This window comes from Isoptericola sp. AK164, assembly GCF_029643425.1.
Classification (GTDB): Bacteria; Actinomycetota; Actinomycetes; order Actinomycetales; family Cellulomonadaceae; genus Isoptericola; species Isoptericola haloaureus.
This window is the reverse complement of record NZ_CP119106.1, coordinates 1778562-1793972: the sequence shown is the minus strand read 5'-3', so window position 1 is coordinate 1793972 and position 15411 is coordinate 1778562. Positions and strand designations below refer to the sequence as shown.

At 75.1% G+C, this 15411-nt stretch carries 14 protein-coding genes; 1 reads left to right on the top strand and 13 read right to left on the bottom strand.

What is annotated here, in order from left to right:
* Nucleotides 1–22: 22 nt before the first annotated feature.
* From galE to PO879_RS08230, 3 genes are read right to left on the bottom strand one after another with little or no spacing between them, the layout of a single operon-like run.
* Complete coding sequence (galE, locus tag PO879_RS08240; protein ID WP_278234433.1) at nucleotides 23–1045, bottom strand: UDP-glucose 4-epimerase GalE; 1023 nt, start codon at nucleotides 1043–1045, stop codon at nucleotides 23–25.
* Between the two features lie 60 nt (nucleotides 1046–1105).
* Nucleotides 1106–1723 (bottom strand): FMN reductase, encoded by a 618-nt coding sequence (locus PO879_RS08235; protein ID WP_278234432.1) that lies wholly within the window; start codon nucleotides 1721–1723, stop codon nucleotides 1106–1108.
* Nucleotides 1720–2880 (bottom strand): LLM class flavin-dependent oxidoreductase, encoded by a 1161-nt coding sequence (locus PO879_RS08230; RefSeq protein ID WP_278234431.1) that lies wholly within the window; start codon nucleotides 2878–2880, stop codon nucleotides 1720–1722. The genes PO879_RS08235 and PO879_RS08230 overlap by 4 nt, the downstream gene beginning before the upstream one ends.
* Before the next feature lie 306 nt (nucleotides 2881–3186).
* Here PO879_RS08230 and PO879_RS08225 point away from each other — a divergent pair, with 306 nt between their 5' ends.
* Nucleotides 3187–3531: an RNA polymerase-binding protein RbpA gene (locus PO879_RS08225; RefSeq protein WP_278234430.1), complete on the top strand. Its 345-nt coding sequence runs from the start codon at nucleotides 3187–3189 to the stop codon at nucleotides 3529–3531.
* 149 nt (nucleotides 3532–3680) lie between these two features.
* Here PO879_RS08225 and PO879_RS08220 read toward each other — a convergent pair whose 3' ends face one another.
* The 10 genes from PO879_RS08220 to PO879_RS08175 all read right to left on the bottom strand — a co-directional run bounded on the left by PO879_RS08220 (nucleotide 3681) and on the right by PO879_RS08175 (nucleotide 15378).
* Nucleotides 3681–4433, bottom strand: coding sequence for a polyprenol monophosphomannose synthase (locus PO879_RS08220; RefSeq protein ID WP_278234429.1), 753 nt, complete (start codon nucleotides 4431–4433; stop codon nucleotides 3681–3683).
* A complete protein-coding gene (gene lnt, locus PO879_RS08215) occupies nucleotides 4430–6193 on the bottom strand; it encodes an apolipoprotein N-acyltransferase (RefSeq protein WP_278237418.1) in 1764 nt (587 codons plus the stop codon). Before lnt ends, PO879_RS08220 begins: the two co-directional genes overlap by 4 nt.
* A gap of 4 nt (nucleotides 6194–6197) precedes the next feature.
* Nucleotides 6198–7856 (bottom strand): amidohydrolase family protein, encoded by a 1659-nt coding sequence (locus PO879_RS08210; RefSeq protein WP_278237417.1) that lies wholly within the window; start codon nucleotides 7854–7856, stop codon nucleotides 6198–6200.
* 52 nt (nucleotides 7857–7908) lie between these two features.
* Nucleotides 7909–10758 carry a DEAD/DEAH box helicase gene (locus PO879_RS08205; protein ID WP_278237416.1) on the bottom strand — a complete coding sequence of 950 codons (2850 nt, stop codon included), beginning with the start codon at nucleotides 10756–10758 and terminating at the stop codon, nucleotides 7909–7911.
* A 16-nt stretch (nucleotides 10759–10774) separates the two neighbouring features.
* On the bottom strand, nucleotides 10775–11767 hold the full coding sequence (locus tag PO879_RS08200) for a diacylglycerol kinase family protein (RefSeq protein ID WP_278237415.1): 993 nt from the start codon (nucleotides 11765–11767) through the stop codon (nucleotides 10775–10777).
* On the bottom strand, nucleotides 11764–12537 hold the full coding sequence (gene tatC, locus PO879_RS08195; RefSeq protein WP_278237414.1) for a twin-arginine translocase subunit TatC: 774 nt from the start codon (nucleotides 12535–12537) through the stop codon (nucleotides 11764–11766). The genes PO879_RS08200 and tatC overlap by 4 nt, the downstream gene beginning before the upstream one ends.
* Nucleotides 12538–12547: 10 nt before the next feature.
* The gene (gene tatA / locus PO879_RS08190) at nucleotides 12548–12874 is read right to left on the bottom strand and encodes a Sec-independent protein translocase subunit TatA (RefSeq protein ID WP_278237413.1); all 327 of its coding nucleotides are present in this window, start codon (nucleotides 12872–12874) and stop codon (nucleotides 12548–12550) included.
* A gap of 102 nt (nucleotides 12875–12976) precedes the next feature.
* Nucleotides 12977–13333: a hypothetical protein gene (locus PO879_RS08185; protein ID WP_278237412.1), complete on the bottom strand. Its 357-nt coding sequence runs from the start codon at nucleotides 13331–13333 to the stop codon at nucleotides 12977–12979.
* A 10-nt stretch (nucleotides 13334–13343) separates the two neighbouring features.
* Entirely contained in the window at nucleotides 13344–14318 is a 975-nt protein-coding gene (locus PO879_RS08180) for a WYL domain-containing protein (protein ID WP_278237411.1), read from the bottom strand.
* On the bottom strand, nucleotides 14311–15378 hold the full coding sequence (locus PO879_RS08175) for a WYL domain-containing protein (protein WP_278237410.1): 1068 nt from the start codon (nucleotides 15376–15378) through the stop codon (nucleotides 14311–14313). Before PO879_RS08175 ends, PO879_RS08180 begins: the two co-directional genes overlap by 8 nt.
* Between the last annotated feature and the right edge of the window lie 33 nt (nucleotides 15379–15411).

The window sequence follows — 15411 nt, the reverse complement described above, 5'->3', positions numbered from 1 at the left end:
GGCGCGTCCGACGGCGCGGCGGTCAGGCGTCCGGGAAGCCCTGCGGGTTGGCCTGCTGCCAGCGCCAGGTGTCGGCGCACATGTCGTCGATCGACTTCTCGGCGCGCCAGCCCAGCTCGGTGTTCGCCCGGGTGGGGTCCGCCCAGAACGCCGGCAGGTCGCCGGCCCGCCGGGGCCCGACCTCGTAGGGCAGCTCGCGCCCGACGGCCCGCTCGAAGGCGTGCAGCATCGCCAGCACCGAGGTGCCGGTCCCGGTGCCGAGGTTGAAGGCGCGTACGGGCCCGGCCATGTCGTCGAGGTGCTCGAGCGCGGCGACGTGCCCGGCGGCGAGGTCCTCCACGTGCAGGTAGTCGCGCTCGCAGGTGCCGTCGGCGGTGGCGTAGTCGTCGCCGAACACGGTGAGCCTCTCGCGACGGCCCACGGCGACCTGGGCGATGAAGGGCATGAGGTTGTTGGGGATGCCCTGCGGGTCCTCCCCGATCTCGCCCGAGGGGTGCGCCCCGACCGGGTTGAAGTAGCGCAGCAGCGCCACGCGCAGTCCCTCGGTCGCGGCGGCGACGTCGGTCATGATGCGCTCGATCATGACCTTCGTCTGCCCGTACGGCGAGGAGGAGGACAGGTGCTCGTAGTCCTCGACGTACGGCACGGGAGCGTGCTCGCCGTAGACGGTCGCCGAGGAGGAGAACACGAGCCGGTGCACGTCGTGGCGGCGCATCGCCTCCAGCAGCGACAGCGTGGAGTCGATGTTGTTGCGGTAGTAGGCCAGCGGCTTGGCCACCGACTCCCCCACGGCCTTGAAGCCGGCGAAGTGGACCACGGCGTCGAAGCGCTCGTGGGCGAACAGACGCTCGGTCTTCTCGGCGTCCGTCAGGTCGATGGCGTGCACCGGCACGTGCTTGCCCGACAGGGCTTCGAGCCGGCCGATGACGCTGGGCTTGGCGTTGGAGAAGTCGTCGACCACGACGACGTCGTGACCGGAGGCCAGCAGGGACAGGACCGTGTGGGAGCCGATGTAGCCGGCACCGCCGGAGACGAGGACGCGCATGGGCCCGAGCCTACCCGGGCGGCCGGTGCCGCCCGGGTCCCGGCCCGGTGGGCGGACTGCTCAGGAGCCGCCGAGCAGCTGCGCGAAGTCCGGGGTGTCGCCGAAGGGGTCTTCCTGCCCGGTGGCCGCCGGGCGGACGGCCACCGCGTCGGCCAGCTCGCGCCCGGCCCGGCCGATGCGCCGCGCCAGGGCGTCGGAGCCGTCGCCGGCCCAGTCGTCGGTGGCCGCGAACACGGAGGTGGGCACGACCTGCGTGCGCAGGTAGGTCAGCAGCGGACGCATCGAGTAGTCCAGCGCCAGCGAGTGCCGGGACGTGCCGCCCGTGGCGCCGAGCAGCACCGGCTTGCCGGTCAGGGCGTCGGGGTCGATGACGTCGACGAAGGACTTGAACAGCCCGGAGTAGGTCGTGGTGAACAGCGGGCTGACCATGACCAGCCCGTCGGCACCGGTGACGGTGTCCAGCGCGGTGGCGAGCTCGCCCGAGGGGAACCGCGTCAGCATGGCGTCGACGATCGCGTGGGCGTGCTCGCGCAGCTCGACGACCTCGACGTCGGTCTCCTGGCCGGCCTCGAGCAGCCCGTCGGCCGTGGCGGTGGCCAGCCGGTCGGCGAGCAGCCGCGACGAGGACGGCTGGGACAGGCCCGCGGTGACGACGGCGAGGGTGCGGCGGGTGCTCATCGGACGGCCTCCTCGGCTCGGGTGCCGGTGACGGCGTCGCCGCCGTCGCCGACGTGGGTGGCGCCGGAGGCGCCCGCCGTGCGGGCGGCGGCGACGCGCTCGGCGTGCGTGGGCGGGTTCAGCGGCACGTCGTCGGCGGGCCGCTTGGCCTCGACGATCTTGCGCAGCTCGGGCACGATCTCCTCGGCCAGCAGGTCGATCTGCTCCAGCACGGTCTTCAGGGGCAGGCCGGCGTGGTCGATGAGGAACATCTGACGCTGGTAGTAGCCGACGTCCTCGACGAATGCGCCGTAGCGGTCGATGACCTGCTGGGGCGAGCCGACGGTCAGCGGCGTCTGGGCGGAGAAGTCCTCCAGGCTCGGGCCGTGGCCGTAGACCGGTGCGACGTCGAAGTAGGGGCGGAACTCGCGCACCGCGTCCTGGGAGTTCTTGCGCACGAAGACCTGTCCGCCCAGGCCGACGATCGCCTGGTCGGCGCGGCCGTGGCCGTGGTGCTCGTAGCGCTGGCGGTAGAACCGCACCATCTGCTTGGTGTGGTGCATGGGCCAGAAGATGTTGTTGTGCAGGAACCCGTCGCCGTAGTACGCGGCCTGCTCGGCGATCTCGGGCGAGCGGATCGAGCCGTGCCACACGAACGGCGGCACGCCGTCCAGCGGCCGCGGGGTCGCGGTGAAGCCCTGCAGCGGGGTGCGGAACTGCCCGCTCCAGTCGACGACGTCCTCGGTCCACAGCCGGCGCAGCAGCGCGTAGTTCTCGATCGCGAGCGGGATGCCGTTGCGGATGTCCTGGCCGAACCACGGGTAGACCGGCCCGGTGTTGCCGCGGCCCATCATCAGGTCCATGCGGCCGCCGGAGAGCACCTGGAGCATCGCGTACTCCTCGGCCAGGCGCACCGGGTCGTTGGTGGTGATCAGCGTGGTGGCCGTGGACAGGGTGATGTTCTCGGTCACGCCCGCCAGGTAGCCGAGCATCGTGGTGGGGCTCGAGGCGACGAACGGCGGGTTGTGGTGCTCGCCGGTGGCGAAGACGTCCAGCCCCGCCGCGTCGGCGTGCCGGGCGATCGTCAGCATCGACCGCACCCGTTCGGTGTCGTCCGGGGTGTGGCCGGTCGTGGGGTCCGTCGTCACGTCGGAGACGGAGAAGATGCCGAACTGCACGGTGCACTCCTGTCGATCATCTGCATGCGTTTGCATGCACCCGCCCCAACCGGGCGACCCGGTCGATTGTTCCCGACCCCGACGGCGCTCGCGGGACCGAGGTCGTGACGTCACCCACATCGTCGCACCGGACAAGGCTGTCAACTTGCGAGCAGGGCCGCTGGTCGCCACATTGGAGTCCGTCGCCGGGCCCCCACCCCAGGGAACCGGTACGCTTCACCGGACCTTCACGCCCGGGCGGAACAACCGCCGTCGACGGCGCGTTGGATCCCACGGCCCCCTGTACCCCGACCTGTGGAGGACGACATGCCCGACCGCTCCCTCCGTGGCATGAGCATCGGCAGCAAGAGCATGGAGTCCGACGAGGGCGTGGACTTCGCCCCGCGATTCCAGGCGCACTACGACTGCCCCAACGGCCACACCATCATCCTGCCGTTCTCCACCGACGCCGAGGTCCCCCCGATCTGGGAGTGCCAGTGCGGCGGCGAGGCGCTGCTGCGCGACGCCGAGCGTCCCGACGCCAAGCCGAGCAAGCCGCAGCGCACCCACTGGGACATGCTGCTCGAGCGCCGCACCGTCTCCGAGCTGGAGGAGCTCCTGGACGAGCGCCTCGAGCTGCTGCGCGCCGGCAAGCTGCGCCGCTCCGCCTGAGTCGCACTGCCCGCCCGCCCGACGGGCACCCCCCGGCACGTGCTGCTGTGGGCAGGAAGAATGCGGTTCTCCCCGAGGGGGAACCGCATTTTTCGTGCCCACAACGCTCGGGGGCGGGGCGGCCGACGGCGGCCGGCGCTCGGCGAGGATCAGCCGCCGTCGGCGCGCCGCAGCAACCCGCGCAGCTGCTCGCCGCGGTGGCGCAGCCCCCAGCGGGTCACCTTCGTCAGCGCCTCGACCACGATCGCGCGCGACATCTTCGACTCGCCGGCCGTGCGCTCGACGAACGTGATCGGCACCTCGGCCACCGATCCCCCGCCGCGCAGCACCCGCCAGGTCATGTCCACCTGGAAGCAGTAGCCGTGCGACTCCACCGCCGCCAGGTCCAGCGCCCGCAGCGTGTCCGCCCGGAAGGCGCGGTAACCGCCCGTGGCGTCGCGCACCGCGATGCCCAGCATCATCCGCACGTACGTGTTGCCCCCGCGCGAGAGCAGCTCACGGTGCCACGGCCAGTTCACGACCCGCCCGCCGGGCACCCAGCGCGAGCCGATCACCAGCGACGGGGCGTCCGCGGCGGCGGCGCGCTCCAGCAGCCGCTCGAGCTCCTCGGGCCGGTGCGAGCCGTCGGCGTCCATCTCGCACAGCACGTCGTAGCCGCGCTCGAGCCCCCAGCCGAACCCGGCCACGTAGGCGGCGCCGAGCCCGCCCTTGCCGGACCGGTGCAGCACGTGCAGACGCTCGTCGTGGGCGGCGGCCCGCTCGGCCCACCGCCCGGTGCCGTCCGGCGAGCCGTCGTCGACCACCAGCACGTCCGCGTCCGGCACGGCGGCGCGCAGCCGCTCCACCGTCACCGGCAACGACTCGCGCTCGTCGTACGTGGGGATGATCACCAGGGTGCTCACGAAGCTCCTCCCGCGCGGCGGCGGCTGATGATCGGGGACAGGGCACCGGCCACGACCAGCAGCATCGCGGCCGCCTCGACGACGGCACCCGGCCACTCGCCGGCGCGGACCGCCGGCGTCAGGGTGGTGCGCAGCGGCAGCGCCGCGACGATCTGGTCGGCGGTGAACAACCCGGTGCGCGCCACCAGCGTGCCGTCCGGCGCCACGACGCCCGAGACCCCCACCGTGGAGATCTGCACCGCCGCGCGTCCGGTGATCATCGCCTGCATGCGGGTCATCGCCAGCTGCTGCGTCGACTCGGCCGTGTACCCGAACGAGGCGTTGTTCGTCGGCACCACCAGCACCTGCGCACCACGCAGCACCGCGTCGCGCACGATCTCGTCGTAGGCGACCTCGAAGCAGATGGCCGTCGCCAGGCGTGCCGTCGACCCGTCGGCGCGCGGCAGGTCGATCACCGCCGGCTCCGTGCCGGGCAGCATGTCGTTGGTGACCCGGTCGACCTGGTCGGAGAAGATCCGCACGAAGCCGCGCAGCGGGATGTACTCCCCGAACGGCGCCGGGTGCTGCTTGGCGTAGCGGTCGGTCACCCCGACCCCCGGCTGCCACAGCAGCGAGACGTTGTAGCGGCCCCCCGTGGCGGGGAACTCCTGGGCACCCACCAGGATCGGGGCGCCCACCCGCGTCGCCGCGGCGTCGATCGCCCCGGCGACCTCGGTGACCTCCTGCGGGTCCAGGTCCGAGCCGTTCTCCGGCCAGAGCACCACGTCCAGGTCGTCGTCGCGGTCGGCCAGCACGTCGGTGCCGTCCAGGTGGTTGTTCAGCACCTCGGCACGGTTGGCGAACGAGCCCAGACCCGGCTCGGCGACGTTGCCCTGCACCGCCCCGGCCCGCAGCACCGGCCCGTCACCCTCGTGCGTCGCCGTGCCGGCGTCCACCACCACGGTGTCCAGGTCGGCCGTCGCCACCTGCGGCAGCGGGTCCGGCCCGGCCGGCAGCGGCAGCGCCGCCGGCGCCACGACCAGCACCGCGCCGCCGACCACCGCGGCACCCGCACCCAGCAGCGCCGGACGCACCGGTCGCGCGGCCCGGGCCGCGCGCACCGCCGCGACCAGCCGACCCGCCGCCACCGCGCCGAGCACACCGACCAGCGCCACCAGCAGCGACACCGCGACCGTGCCGCCCAGCCAGGCCGCCCGCCCCGTGGGGGCGTCCACCATCGTCCACGCCAGCCGGCCCCACGGGAACCCGCCGAAGGGCACCTGGGAACGGGCCTGCTCGACGGCCACGAACAGCACGGCGAACGCCGCGGCGTGCGCCAGGGTGCGGCCCACCGCCGGCCCCGGCCGGGCGCCCGATGCGGGCAGGGCCAGGACCGGCAGGCGTCGCGCGACGGTCCACGCCGCTCCGAGCAGCGCCCAGAACGCCGCCTGCAGCGTCGCCAGCGCCACCCACGGCACCGTGTCCGTGGCGAAGTTCGCCCACCAGATGTGCGGCAGCCAGAACGACCAGCCCGCCACCAGCCCCACCAGCGCGTTCCAGCCGGCCGCCCGCCGACCCGTGCGCCGCCAGGCCGCGAACAGCAGCCCCACCGCCACGAACGCCGCCGGCCAGAAGGCCACGTCCGGGAACGACGCCCACAGGCTCAACCCCGCCGCCACGCCCAGCAGCAGCGTCACCGGCCGGGACGTCGTCCACGACGACGGTGCGGCCGGGGCGCTCGCGGGCGTCGGGGCCACGGCGGGATCGGTCACGGTGCTCATCCGCTCAGCCGTCGAGCACGTCGTGCAGCACGACGCCGTCACGGACCGTACGCAGGCACTCGGGGTCGGGGACGCCGTCGGACAGGTCCGGCAGGAGCGGCTGGCCCGCGCGCGCCTCGGGGTTCCACTGCGACAGCCGGCCCGGGGCGGACTGCACGGCCAGGGACTCGGCGCGCCAGACGGCCAGGTGGGCGGGAGCACCGACGCGCAGCTCGCCGGCACCGGTGTGGTCCAGGCCCGCCAGCCGCCAGCCGCCGCGCGAGTGGGCGCGGAAGGCCGACCGGGCGCTGATGCGCTGGGACGGGTCGGCGTGGCCGATGGCCGCCCGCACCGCCTGCCACGGCGCCAGCGGTGTGACGGGGCTGTCCGAGCCGAACGCGATCGGCACGCCCGCCCCGGCCAGGTCGGCGAACGGCGACAGGTTCGCCGCCCGGGGCCCGCCCAGACGGCTGGTGTACATCCCGTCCGGGCCGCCCCACGTGGAGTCGTAGGCCGGCTGGATCGACAGCGCCACCCCGTACAGCAGCAGCGAGGCCAGCGCCGCGGCGTCGACGAACAGGGCGTGCTCGATGCGGTGGTGGCCACCGCGCAGGGTGCCGGCGTCGGCCCGCTGCACGGCGATCTCCAGCCCCTCGACGAGCTCGTCCATCGCCCGGTCGCCCACCACGTGCAGCCCGCCCTGGACCCCGGCGGCCGAGCAGGCCAGCAGGTGCGTGGCGATCTGCTCCGCCGACAGGTACAGCCGGCCGGTGCGCTCGCGGGCGTCGGGCTCCAGGTCGCTGTACGGCGCGGTCAGGGCGGCGGTGCGCGACCCGAGGGTGCCGTCGACGGTCAGGTCCCCGGCGATGCCGGTCAGGAACGGCAGCTCGGCCAGCAGCGCGGCCGCGTCGTCGGCGCCGGTGCACAGCTCGGCCCGGTAGGCGGTCACGTGCGGCAGCCGGGACGCTGGGTCCGCGGCCAGCCCCGTCAGCATCTGCAGGCCGGCACGGGTGTCCACGTGGGGGGTGCTCATCTCGTGCACGGCTACGATGCCGCGCGCGGCGGCCGAGCTCAGCGCCTGCCGGTACAGCGTCTCGCGCCGTGCCGCGTCCAGGTCGTGCACGACCGCGCGGGCACGGGCGTAGTCCGCCCCGGTGACCAGCCCGCTGCCGTCCCAGGAGGGCGTGCGGTCCAGGCCGGTGCGGTCGGCGAAGGAGGACGAGGCCAGCGCGGTGTGGCCGTCGACCCGCACGGCCAGCGTGGGGCGCCCCCCGGTGGCGGCGTCCAGCTCGCCCAGGAACGGGGCGCGGCGTTCGGGCCAGGCGCCCTCGTCCCAGCCGAAGGCGAGCAGGACCTGCTCGCCGCCGGGGTCGGCGGCCTCCAGGTCGCGTGCGGCGGCGGCCAGGCGGTCCAGCGCGGCGGCGAGGGTCCCGGCGCCCGCCGGGGACAGGTCGGTGCCCTCGGCGGTCAGCGCCGTCTCCAGGGTGTGCACGTGGGCGTCGACGAATCCGGGCGTGACCAGGGCTCCGTCGAGGTCGACGACCTCGTCGGCACGCGCGGCCAGGCCGGCGGCCGTGTCCTCGGCGCCGAGCCAGGCCACCACGCCGTCGTCGACGAGCAGGGCCTCGGCGAAGGGGTCCGCGGCGGAGTGGACGACACCGTTGCGGTACAGGGTGGAGGTCACGGCCGAAAGCCTAGGGCACCGACGGGGCGGGCCGTGGCCGCGCTCGCCCCGCTCACACCGTGGAGTGCGCCACCACACCCCGCAGCACGGCGTCCTGGGCACTGCGGGCACGCCCGCGCAGCGGCGGCTGCGCGGCCGCCGCGAGCTGGTCGAGCACGTCGATGACCTGCTTGCACCAGCGCACGAAATCACCCGCCGCGATGTCGGTGCCGCGCAGCACCGTGTCCAGGCTCGCGCCCGAGGCCCACTGGTGCACCGGGGCGGCCAGCGCGGTGTCCAGCGTGCCGGTGACGTCGAGCCGGTGCGCGGCCTCCAGGTCGCGCACCCGCGCCCACACGTCGAAGGTCGCGTCCACGGCGTCGGCCAGGCGGCGTCCCGGTACGCCCGCCAGCGTGGTCTCGGGCTCCTCGCGCCGGCCGGAGTACACCACCACCGACACCGCGGCGGCGAGCTCGGCCGGTCGCAGCTCGTCCCACACGCCCTGACGCAGGCACTCGGCCATCAGCAGATCGTCCTCGGCGTACAGCCTGCCCAGCCGGCGCCCGGACTCGGTCACGCGCAGCCCGTCGTGGTCGCGCTGCAGGTAGTCGAGCTCGGTCAGCACCTCGCAGATGCGGTCGAAGGTCCGCGCGATCGAGCCGGTGCGTCCCTCGATGCGCCGCACCAGCGCGTCCTGCTCGCGGGAGAGCTTCTCGGCCCGCTGGGCCCAGCGCGCGTGGTCCTCGCGCTCGGGGCACGAGTGGCACGGGTGGGCGCGCAGGTCGGCGCGCAGCCGCTGCAGCTCGCGGTCGGAGGCGACGTCGCCGCGGTCGCCGCGCGCGGCGCGCCCCGGGTCGTCCGCCCCGGGTGCCGACCGCTCCCCCAGCGCGTTGCGCAGGCTGGAGGCCAGGTCGCGGCGGTCGGCGGGGCGGCGGGAGTTGAAGCCCTTCGGGATGCGCACCCGCGTCACGGTGCGCACCCCGTCGGGGGTGTCGGCCACGGTGAGCTTCTTGACCTGCTTCTCCTGGGTCAGCACCGTGGGGCGCGGCCCGTCGAAGCCGCCCTCGTCGGCGCCCGGGTCGAGCACGACGACGAAGCCGCGCCGCCGTCCGGACGGCACCTCGGCCACGTCCCCGCGGCGCAGCCGCGTCAGGGAGTCGATGGCGTCGGCGCGCCGGGCACCCTTGGCCGCCTTGGACAGCTCCTTCTCGCGGGTGGTGATGGCGCGCCGGACCGCGAGATAGCCCTCGAAGTCGCCGCGCTCGCAGCGGGCGGCGCCGCGGTAGCCCTGCAGCGCCTCGGCGTGGGCCTGGGCCTGCTTGGCCAGGTCGACCACGCCGCGGTCGGCCTGGAACTGGGCGAAGCTGGTCTCCAGCACCTCGCGGGCGCGTTCGGCGCCGACCTGCCCGACGAGGTTGACGGCCATGTTGTAGGTCGGGCGGAAGCTGGAGCGCAGCGGGTACAGCCGGCGCGAGGCGAGCCCGGCCAGTGCCACGGGGTCCAGGCCCACGTGGTCGACGACCACGGCGTGCCCCTCGACGTCGATGCCGCGGCGGCCCGCGCGCCCGGTCAGCTGGGTGTACTCCCCCGGCGTGATCGGCTGGTGGGCGGTGCCGTCGAACTTGACGAGCTTCTCCAGCACGACCGAACGGGCGGGCATGTTGATCCCCAGCGCGAGGGTCTCGGTGGCGAACACGACCTTGACCAGACCGCGGGCGAACAGCTCCTCGACGGTCTCCTTGAACACCGGCAGCAGCCCGGCGTGGTGGGCGGCGACGCCGCGCGCCAGCGCGTGCTGCCACTGCCAGAAGCCGAGCACCTCGAGGTCCTCGGGCGGCACGGTCACGGTGCGCTCCTCGACGACCCGGCGGATCTCCGCCTCCTCCTCGGCGTTGGTCAGGCGCAGCCCGGCGCGCAGGCACTGCTCGACGGCGCCCTCGCAGCCGGCACGGGAGAAGATGAAGTAGATGGCGGGCAGCAGCGCGTCGTCGTCGAGCGCCTCGACGACGCCGTAGCGGCGCGGCACGCGGCGCTGCGGCACGGCCCCCTGGCCGCCGCCGCGCCCGCCGCGGCCCCGGTAGCCGCGGTCGCCCCGACCGCGGCGGCGGGCGCCGGGCGCGGACCCGGCCCGGCCGTGGGTGCGGAACAGCCGCGCCAGGTCGGGGTCGATCGGCGGGTTGGTGCCCGGGTCGGTGGGGTCGACGTGGCCGGCGTACAGGTCGAACAGGCGCGGGCGCCCGCGCGGCTCCTCGGGCGAGGTGATGACGTGCTGCCACAGCGGCACCGGGCGGTGCTCGCTGACCACGACGGCGGTGTCGCCGCGCACGGTCGCCAGCCAGTCGCCGAACTCCTCGGCGTTGGACACGGTCGCCGACAGCGACACGAGCTGGACGTGGTCGGGCAGGTGGATGATGACCTCCTCCCAGACCGGGCCGCGGAACCGGTCGGCGAGGTAGTGCACCTCGTCCATGACGACGTAGGCCAGGCCCTCCAGGGTGGTCGAGCCGGCGTAGAGCATGTTGCGCAGCACCTCGGTGGTCATCACGACCACGGGGGCGTCGCCGTTGATGGAGGTGTCGCCGGTCAGCAGCCCGACGGCGTCGACGCCGTGCCGCTCGACGAGGTCGTGGTACTTCTGGTTGCTCAGCGCCTTGATGGGCGTGGTGTAGAAGGTCTTGCCGCCGCGGGCCAGGGCCAGGTGCACGGCGAACTCGCCGACGACGGTCTTGCCGGCGCCGGTGGGGGCGGCCACCAGCACGCCGCGGCCGCGCTCGAGGGCCGCGCAGGCGTCGGCCTGGAAGTCGTCGAGCTCGAAGTCGATCAGGTCGCGGAACCGGCCGAGCTCTCCGGCGTCCGCCTGGGCGCGGGCCGTGCGGGCCCGGGCGGCGGCGTAGCGTTCGGCGGGGCTGGGTGCTGCCGTCATGGCGTCAGCCTACGGCTCAGGCGGAGGTCAGCACGTGCAGCGCCCCGGCGACGGCGCGGGCGGTCAGCGGCAGCGCCGCCAGCGCCTCGCCGTCCCCGTGCGCCACGGGTGGGCCGGCGCCGGCGGGCGTGCCGGGCGCGGGCCGGATCGTCACGGCCCGGGCGCGCAGCAGGTGCACGTCGCGGCGCCGGGTGTGGGCGCCGGCGTACATGGCGGGGAAGATGCTCGCCGCCGCCGCACGCGAGGTCACGGTGGCGACGAGCACGTCCAGCAGGCCGTCGTCGACCAGGGCGTGCGGGGCCACGCGGATGCCGCCGCCGATGCGGGTGATGTTGGCCGCGGTGACCATGGCGGCCCGGCCCTGCCAGGTCGCGCTCGCGTCGTCGTGGACCGTCAGGCCCGGCAGGCCGCCGTCGTCGACGAGGCCGGTGAGCTCCAGCGCGTAGTCCCAGGCGCGGAACCGGGCGATCTCGGCCAGTGCCGCCACGGTGTACCGGGCAGCACCGCGCGGGCGGCGCATCCCCAGCGCACGGGCGCTGACGGCGGCGTCCAGCCCGGCCGAGACCGCGCCGGCGACCCAGCGCGGCGGGTGGTGCGGGCCGGTGACCTCGATGGCGTCCACGGTGCGGGCGGTGCCGTCGCGCAGAGCCCGCACGACCCGGTCGACGGCCTCCAGCGGGTCGGCGGGCAGGCCCAGCACGGCGGCGAAGTCGTTGCCGGTGCCCACGGGCACGACGCCCAGCGGCGTGCCCGTGCCGGCGGTGGCGCCGGCACCGAGGTGCACCATGCCGTCGCCGCCGACGACGACCAGCGCCTCCAGGTCGTGACGGGCGGCCAGCCGCGCGGCGGTGGCGGCCCCGTCGGTGCCGGACAGGTCGGTGACGCGGTGCCCGGCCCGGCGCAGCCGGTCGTGCAGCACGGTCGCCACGACGCGGCCCCGGCCCGCCGCCGCGGTGGGGTTGACCGCCACGCCCACGTGCCGGGCGGCGGGCCCCGGGGCCGTCGTCACTCGACGGGGGCGACGCGCCGGCGGTCGACCCGCCGGTCGTGCACGAAGCAGATGCCGGTGGCCACGAAGTACAGCGCGGCGATCGGCACCGCGATGCCGAACATGCTCAGCACGTCCATCGTCGGGGTCACGATCGCGGCGAACAGGAAGGAGATGAGGATCGCCCAGCGCCACCCGGCCAGCCAGGTGCGCGCCCGCACGGTGCCCATGAGGTTGAGCACCACCATGAACACCGGCACCAGGAACGCGATGCCGCAGGCCAGGATCAGGCGCATCACGAAGCTCAGGTACAGCTGGGCGCCGATGAGGTTCGAGCCGCCCTCGGGCACGAAGTCGTTGAGGACCTCGACCACGAACGGCAGCACATACCAGGCCAGCAGCGACCCCGCCAGGAACATCGGCACCGCCGCGGCCAGGAACCCGAACACGTAGCGGCGCTCGGTGCGGGTCAGGCCGGGGGTCACGAACGCGAACACCTGGTACAGCCACCACGGGCTGGACACGATCACCGCGAGGAACAGCGAGACCTTGACCCGCATGTCGATCGCGGTGGCCACGCCGTCGAAGTTCAGCCCGATCAGCGCGCCGCGCCGGTCGGCGGCCTGCTGCAGCGGCTGCATCAGCGCGTCCAGCAGCGGGTCGTACAGGACCCAGCCGACCACCGCGCCGAGCAGCAGGCCGACGGCGATGCGCACGATGCGCCGTCGCGCCTCGACCAGGTGCTCGCGCAGCGGCATGCGCCCCTCGGGATCCCGGGGGGTGCGGACCATCAGCCGGCTCTCAGGACTGGTGCGGGTCGGTGCGACCCGGGACCTGCGCCGAGTCGTCCGACGACGCGCGCGGTGGTGTCGGCGACGACCCCTCCTGCGACGAGGCCGCGGTCGGCGTGCTGCCGTCCTGCGAGCTCGCGGCGTGGGTGCCCGACCCCTCGGGCCGCGACGTCGTGGTGTCGTCGTCGTCCTCGCCCAGGTCCTTGATCTCCTTCTTGAAGATCTTCAGCGACGAGCCGACGCTGCGCGCCACGTCCGGCAGACGCTTGGCACCGAACAGCAGCACGACCAGCAGGATCAGCGTGATGATCACTGCCGGGTTGCGGAAGATACCCACGGACTTCAACTCCCAGGACGATCGGACGTGCCGCGACCGGCACGCACTGCCAGTGTAGGCCGAGCGGTGTGTGGGACGGAACACATCCCGCCGCCGCGGTGCTCAGCCCCGGCGCTGCGCCTGCCGGCGCTCGAGCCAGGTGCTCCGCGACCAGGTGCGCCACACCTCGGCCTGCGCCCGCCGGCGCTGACCGCGACGCTCCCAGCGCGCCCGGCGCATCGCGTCCCGGCGCGCCCGCAGCACCGCGGGGTCGTCGTGCCACGTCGCCGTCACCCGCGGCGGGTCCGCCTGCGCCGCGGCGGCGGCCTGCCCGACACGCTCGGCCGCCTCGCCCGCGACACGTCCCGCCTGCCCGGCACCGCGCACCAGCGCGATGACGCTGCGCACCACGCGCCAGGCCAGCCACGCCAGGAACAGCACGGCGGCCACCGCCAGCGACGTCCAGATCCAACCCCACACGGCGACCACCCTAGTCCCGCCCGTAGCCGGCCAGTGCCGCGCGCGCCGCCGCGGCCACCTCCGCGGCCACCTGCGGCGGGTCCACCGCCAGCACGTCCACCGCGTGCGTCAGCAGCAGCCGGCGCAGCCACGCCGGGTTCGTCACCCGCAGCCGCACCTCGAACGACCCGTCGGGCAGGTCCGTGACCTCCTCGACCGGCACCTCCTCGGCCACCCAGCGTGCCGCCGACGCCCACCGCACCCGCACCTCGTCCACGGGGCCCGCGGCGTCGGCGACCACCTGGGCGGCCACGTCCACCTCCGCGTCGACGGGCACCGCCGAGACCGGCACGTCGGTCGGCTCGGCCGACAGCACCCGGTCCACCCGGAAGGTGCGCCGTCCGCCCGCACGGTGGCACCAGCCCACCAGGTACGTCGCCTCCGACTGCGTCAGCAGCCGCCACGGGTCCACCTCGCGCTCGCTGGTCACGTCCGCGGCGTCCACGTACCGCAGCCGGACGCGCCGGCCCGTCGCCAGTGCCCGCGACAGCACCTCCAGGGTCGCGACGTCCTCCGGACCGCCCAGCCGCACGTCCACGGCGCTCGCGGCCTCCCCGGTGGCGGCGGTGAGCTTGTCCAGCGCGGCGGCGACGACGGCGGCGCGCCCCGGGTCGGCCTGCACCGCCGGGGTGGTGCTCATGGCGCGCAGCGCGGCCACGAGGGCGACGGCCTCGCGGGTGCCCAGCCGCAGCGGGCGCGTCAGGCCGCGGGACTGGGTCAGGCTGACGAGGCCCTCCTCGAGGGAGAAGGCGTCGAAGTCGATCAGGTCGTCGGGCATGTAGCCGGGGGTGCCGGAGACCCACAGGGCGTCGATGTCCTCGCGCAGCCGGGCGGGGGTCACGCCGAACCGGTGGGCGAGCTCCTCGACGTCGACGGGTCCGGCGCCGTCGAGGTAGGCGACGATGCCGAGCAGGCGGACCAGGCGGTCGTTGGCGCGTTCAGCCACGGCGGGCCTCCTCGTCGGGGTCGGCGGCAGCTGCGGCACCGTCGGTGTCGGCGGCCAGGGCGGCCGCCGCGCGCAGCCGGCGCAGCACCTCGGCACGCAGCGCGGCGGGTTCGAGCACGACGACGGCGGCGCCGTAGCCGGCGACCTCGTCGGCGAACGCGGTCAGACTGCCGTAGGGCACGGTGACCAGGTCGCGGCCCGGGGGCGGTGCCGGGACCCCGGAGGTGCTGTCCCCGCCGGGGGTGGCCAGCGCCCGGGCGCGCAGCGCGGTGGCCCGTTCGGGCACGACGGCGAGGCGGGCGGTGCTGTCGTGGCGCACGCGGGCGCCCAGGGCGGCGTCGACGTCGACGCGGTCGGGCAGCTCGTAGGCGTGCGGCGTCGCGCCGAGACGGACGCGGCCCTCGATGCGCGAGAGGCGGAAGACGCGCTCGGCCGCGCGGTCGCGGTCGTGGCCGACCACGTACCAGCCGCCGCCGCGCGCGGCGATGCGCCACGGCTCCACGTGCCGGGTGCGCACCTCGCCGGTCGAGGCCGCCCGGTAGCGGAATGTGACCACCCGGCGCTCGGAGATCGCCTCCAGCAGCGGGCCGTAGGCGTCGCCCGCGGCCCGCACCCGCGGGGTCAGCCCGGCGACCGCGTCGCCGACGGCGTCCCCGGCCCCGGCGGCCGCGAGCTTGGTCATGGCCCGGGACATGTCGGTGCGCAGCGTCTTGTCCGACCACAGCTGGGCCGCCAGGGCGACCGCCCCGAGCTCGGCGGGGGTGAGGTCGACCGTGCCCAGGGCGTAGGCCTCGTTGTCGATGCGGTAGCCGACCTCGTCGCTGTGCCCGGTGCCCTCCACGGTGACGATCGGCACGCCCAGCGCGCGCAACGTGTCCTTGTCGCGCTCGAACATCCGCTCGAACGCCTCGGTCGAGGACGCGCCGTCGTAGCCGTGCACGCCGGCACGGATCTGCTGCTTGGTCATCGCCGCCGAGGTGTTCACCAGCGCGATGACGAGGTTCAGCAGCCGCTCGTCCGGACGTGTCGGCGTTCCGCCCGCCGCGTTCTCACCAGCCATCGGCCACCACGCTATCCCCCGGTACGCTCGGGC

Coding starts and splice junctions, on each gene's coding strand:
- galE (WP_278234433.1), bottom strand. CDS start 1,045: ATGCGCGTCCTCGTCTCCGGCGGTGCCGGCTACATCGGCTCCCACACG.
- PO879_RS08235 (WP_278234432.1), bottom strand. CDS start 1,723: ATGAGCACCCGCCGCACCCTCGCCGTCGTCACCGCGGGCCTGTCCCAG.
- PO879_RS08225 (WP_278234430.1), top strand. CDS start 3,187: ATGCCCGACCGCTCCCTCCGTGGCATGAGCATCGGCAGCAAGAGCATG.
- lnt (WP_278237418.1), bottom strand. CDS start 6,193: ATGAGCACCGTGACCGATCCCGCCGTGGCCCCGACGCCCGCGAGCGCC.
- PO879_RS08205 (WP_278237416.1), bottom strand. CDS start 10,758: ATGACGGCAGCACCCAGCCCCGCCGAACGCTACGCCGCCGCCCGGGCC.
- tatC (WP_278237414.1), bottom strand. CDS start 12,537: ATGGTCCGCACCCCCCGGGATCCCGAGGGGCGCATGCCGCTGCGCGAG.
- PO879_RS08175 (WP_278237410.1), bottom strand. CDS start 15,378: ATGGCTGGTGAGAACGCGGCGGGCGGAACGCCGACACGTCCGGACGAG.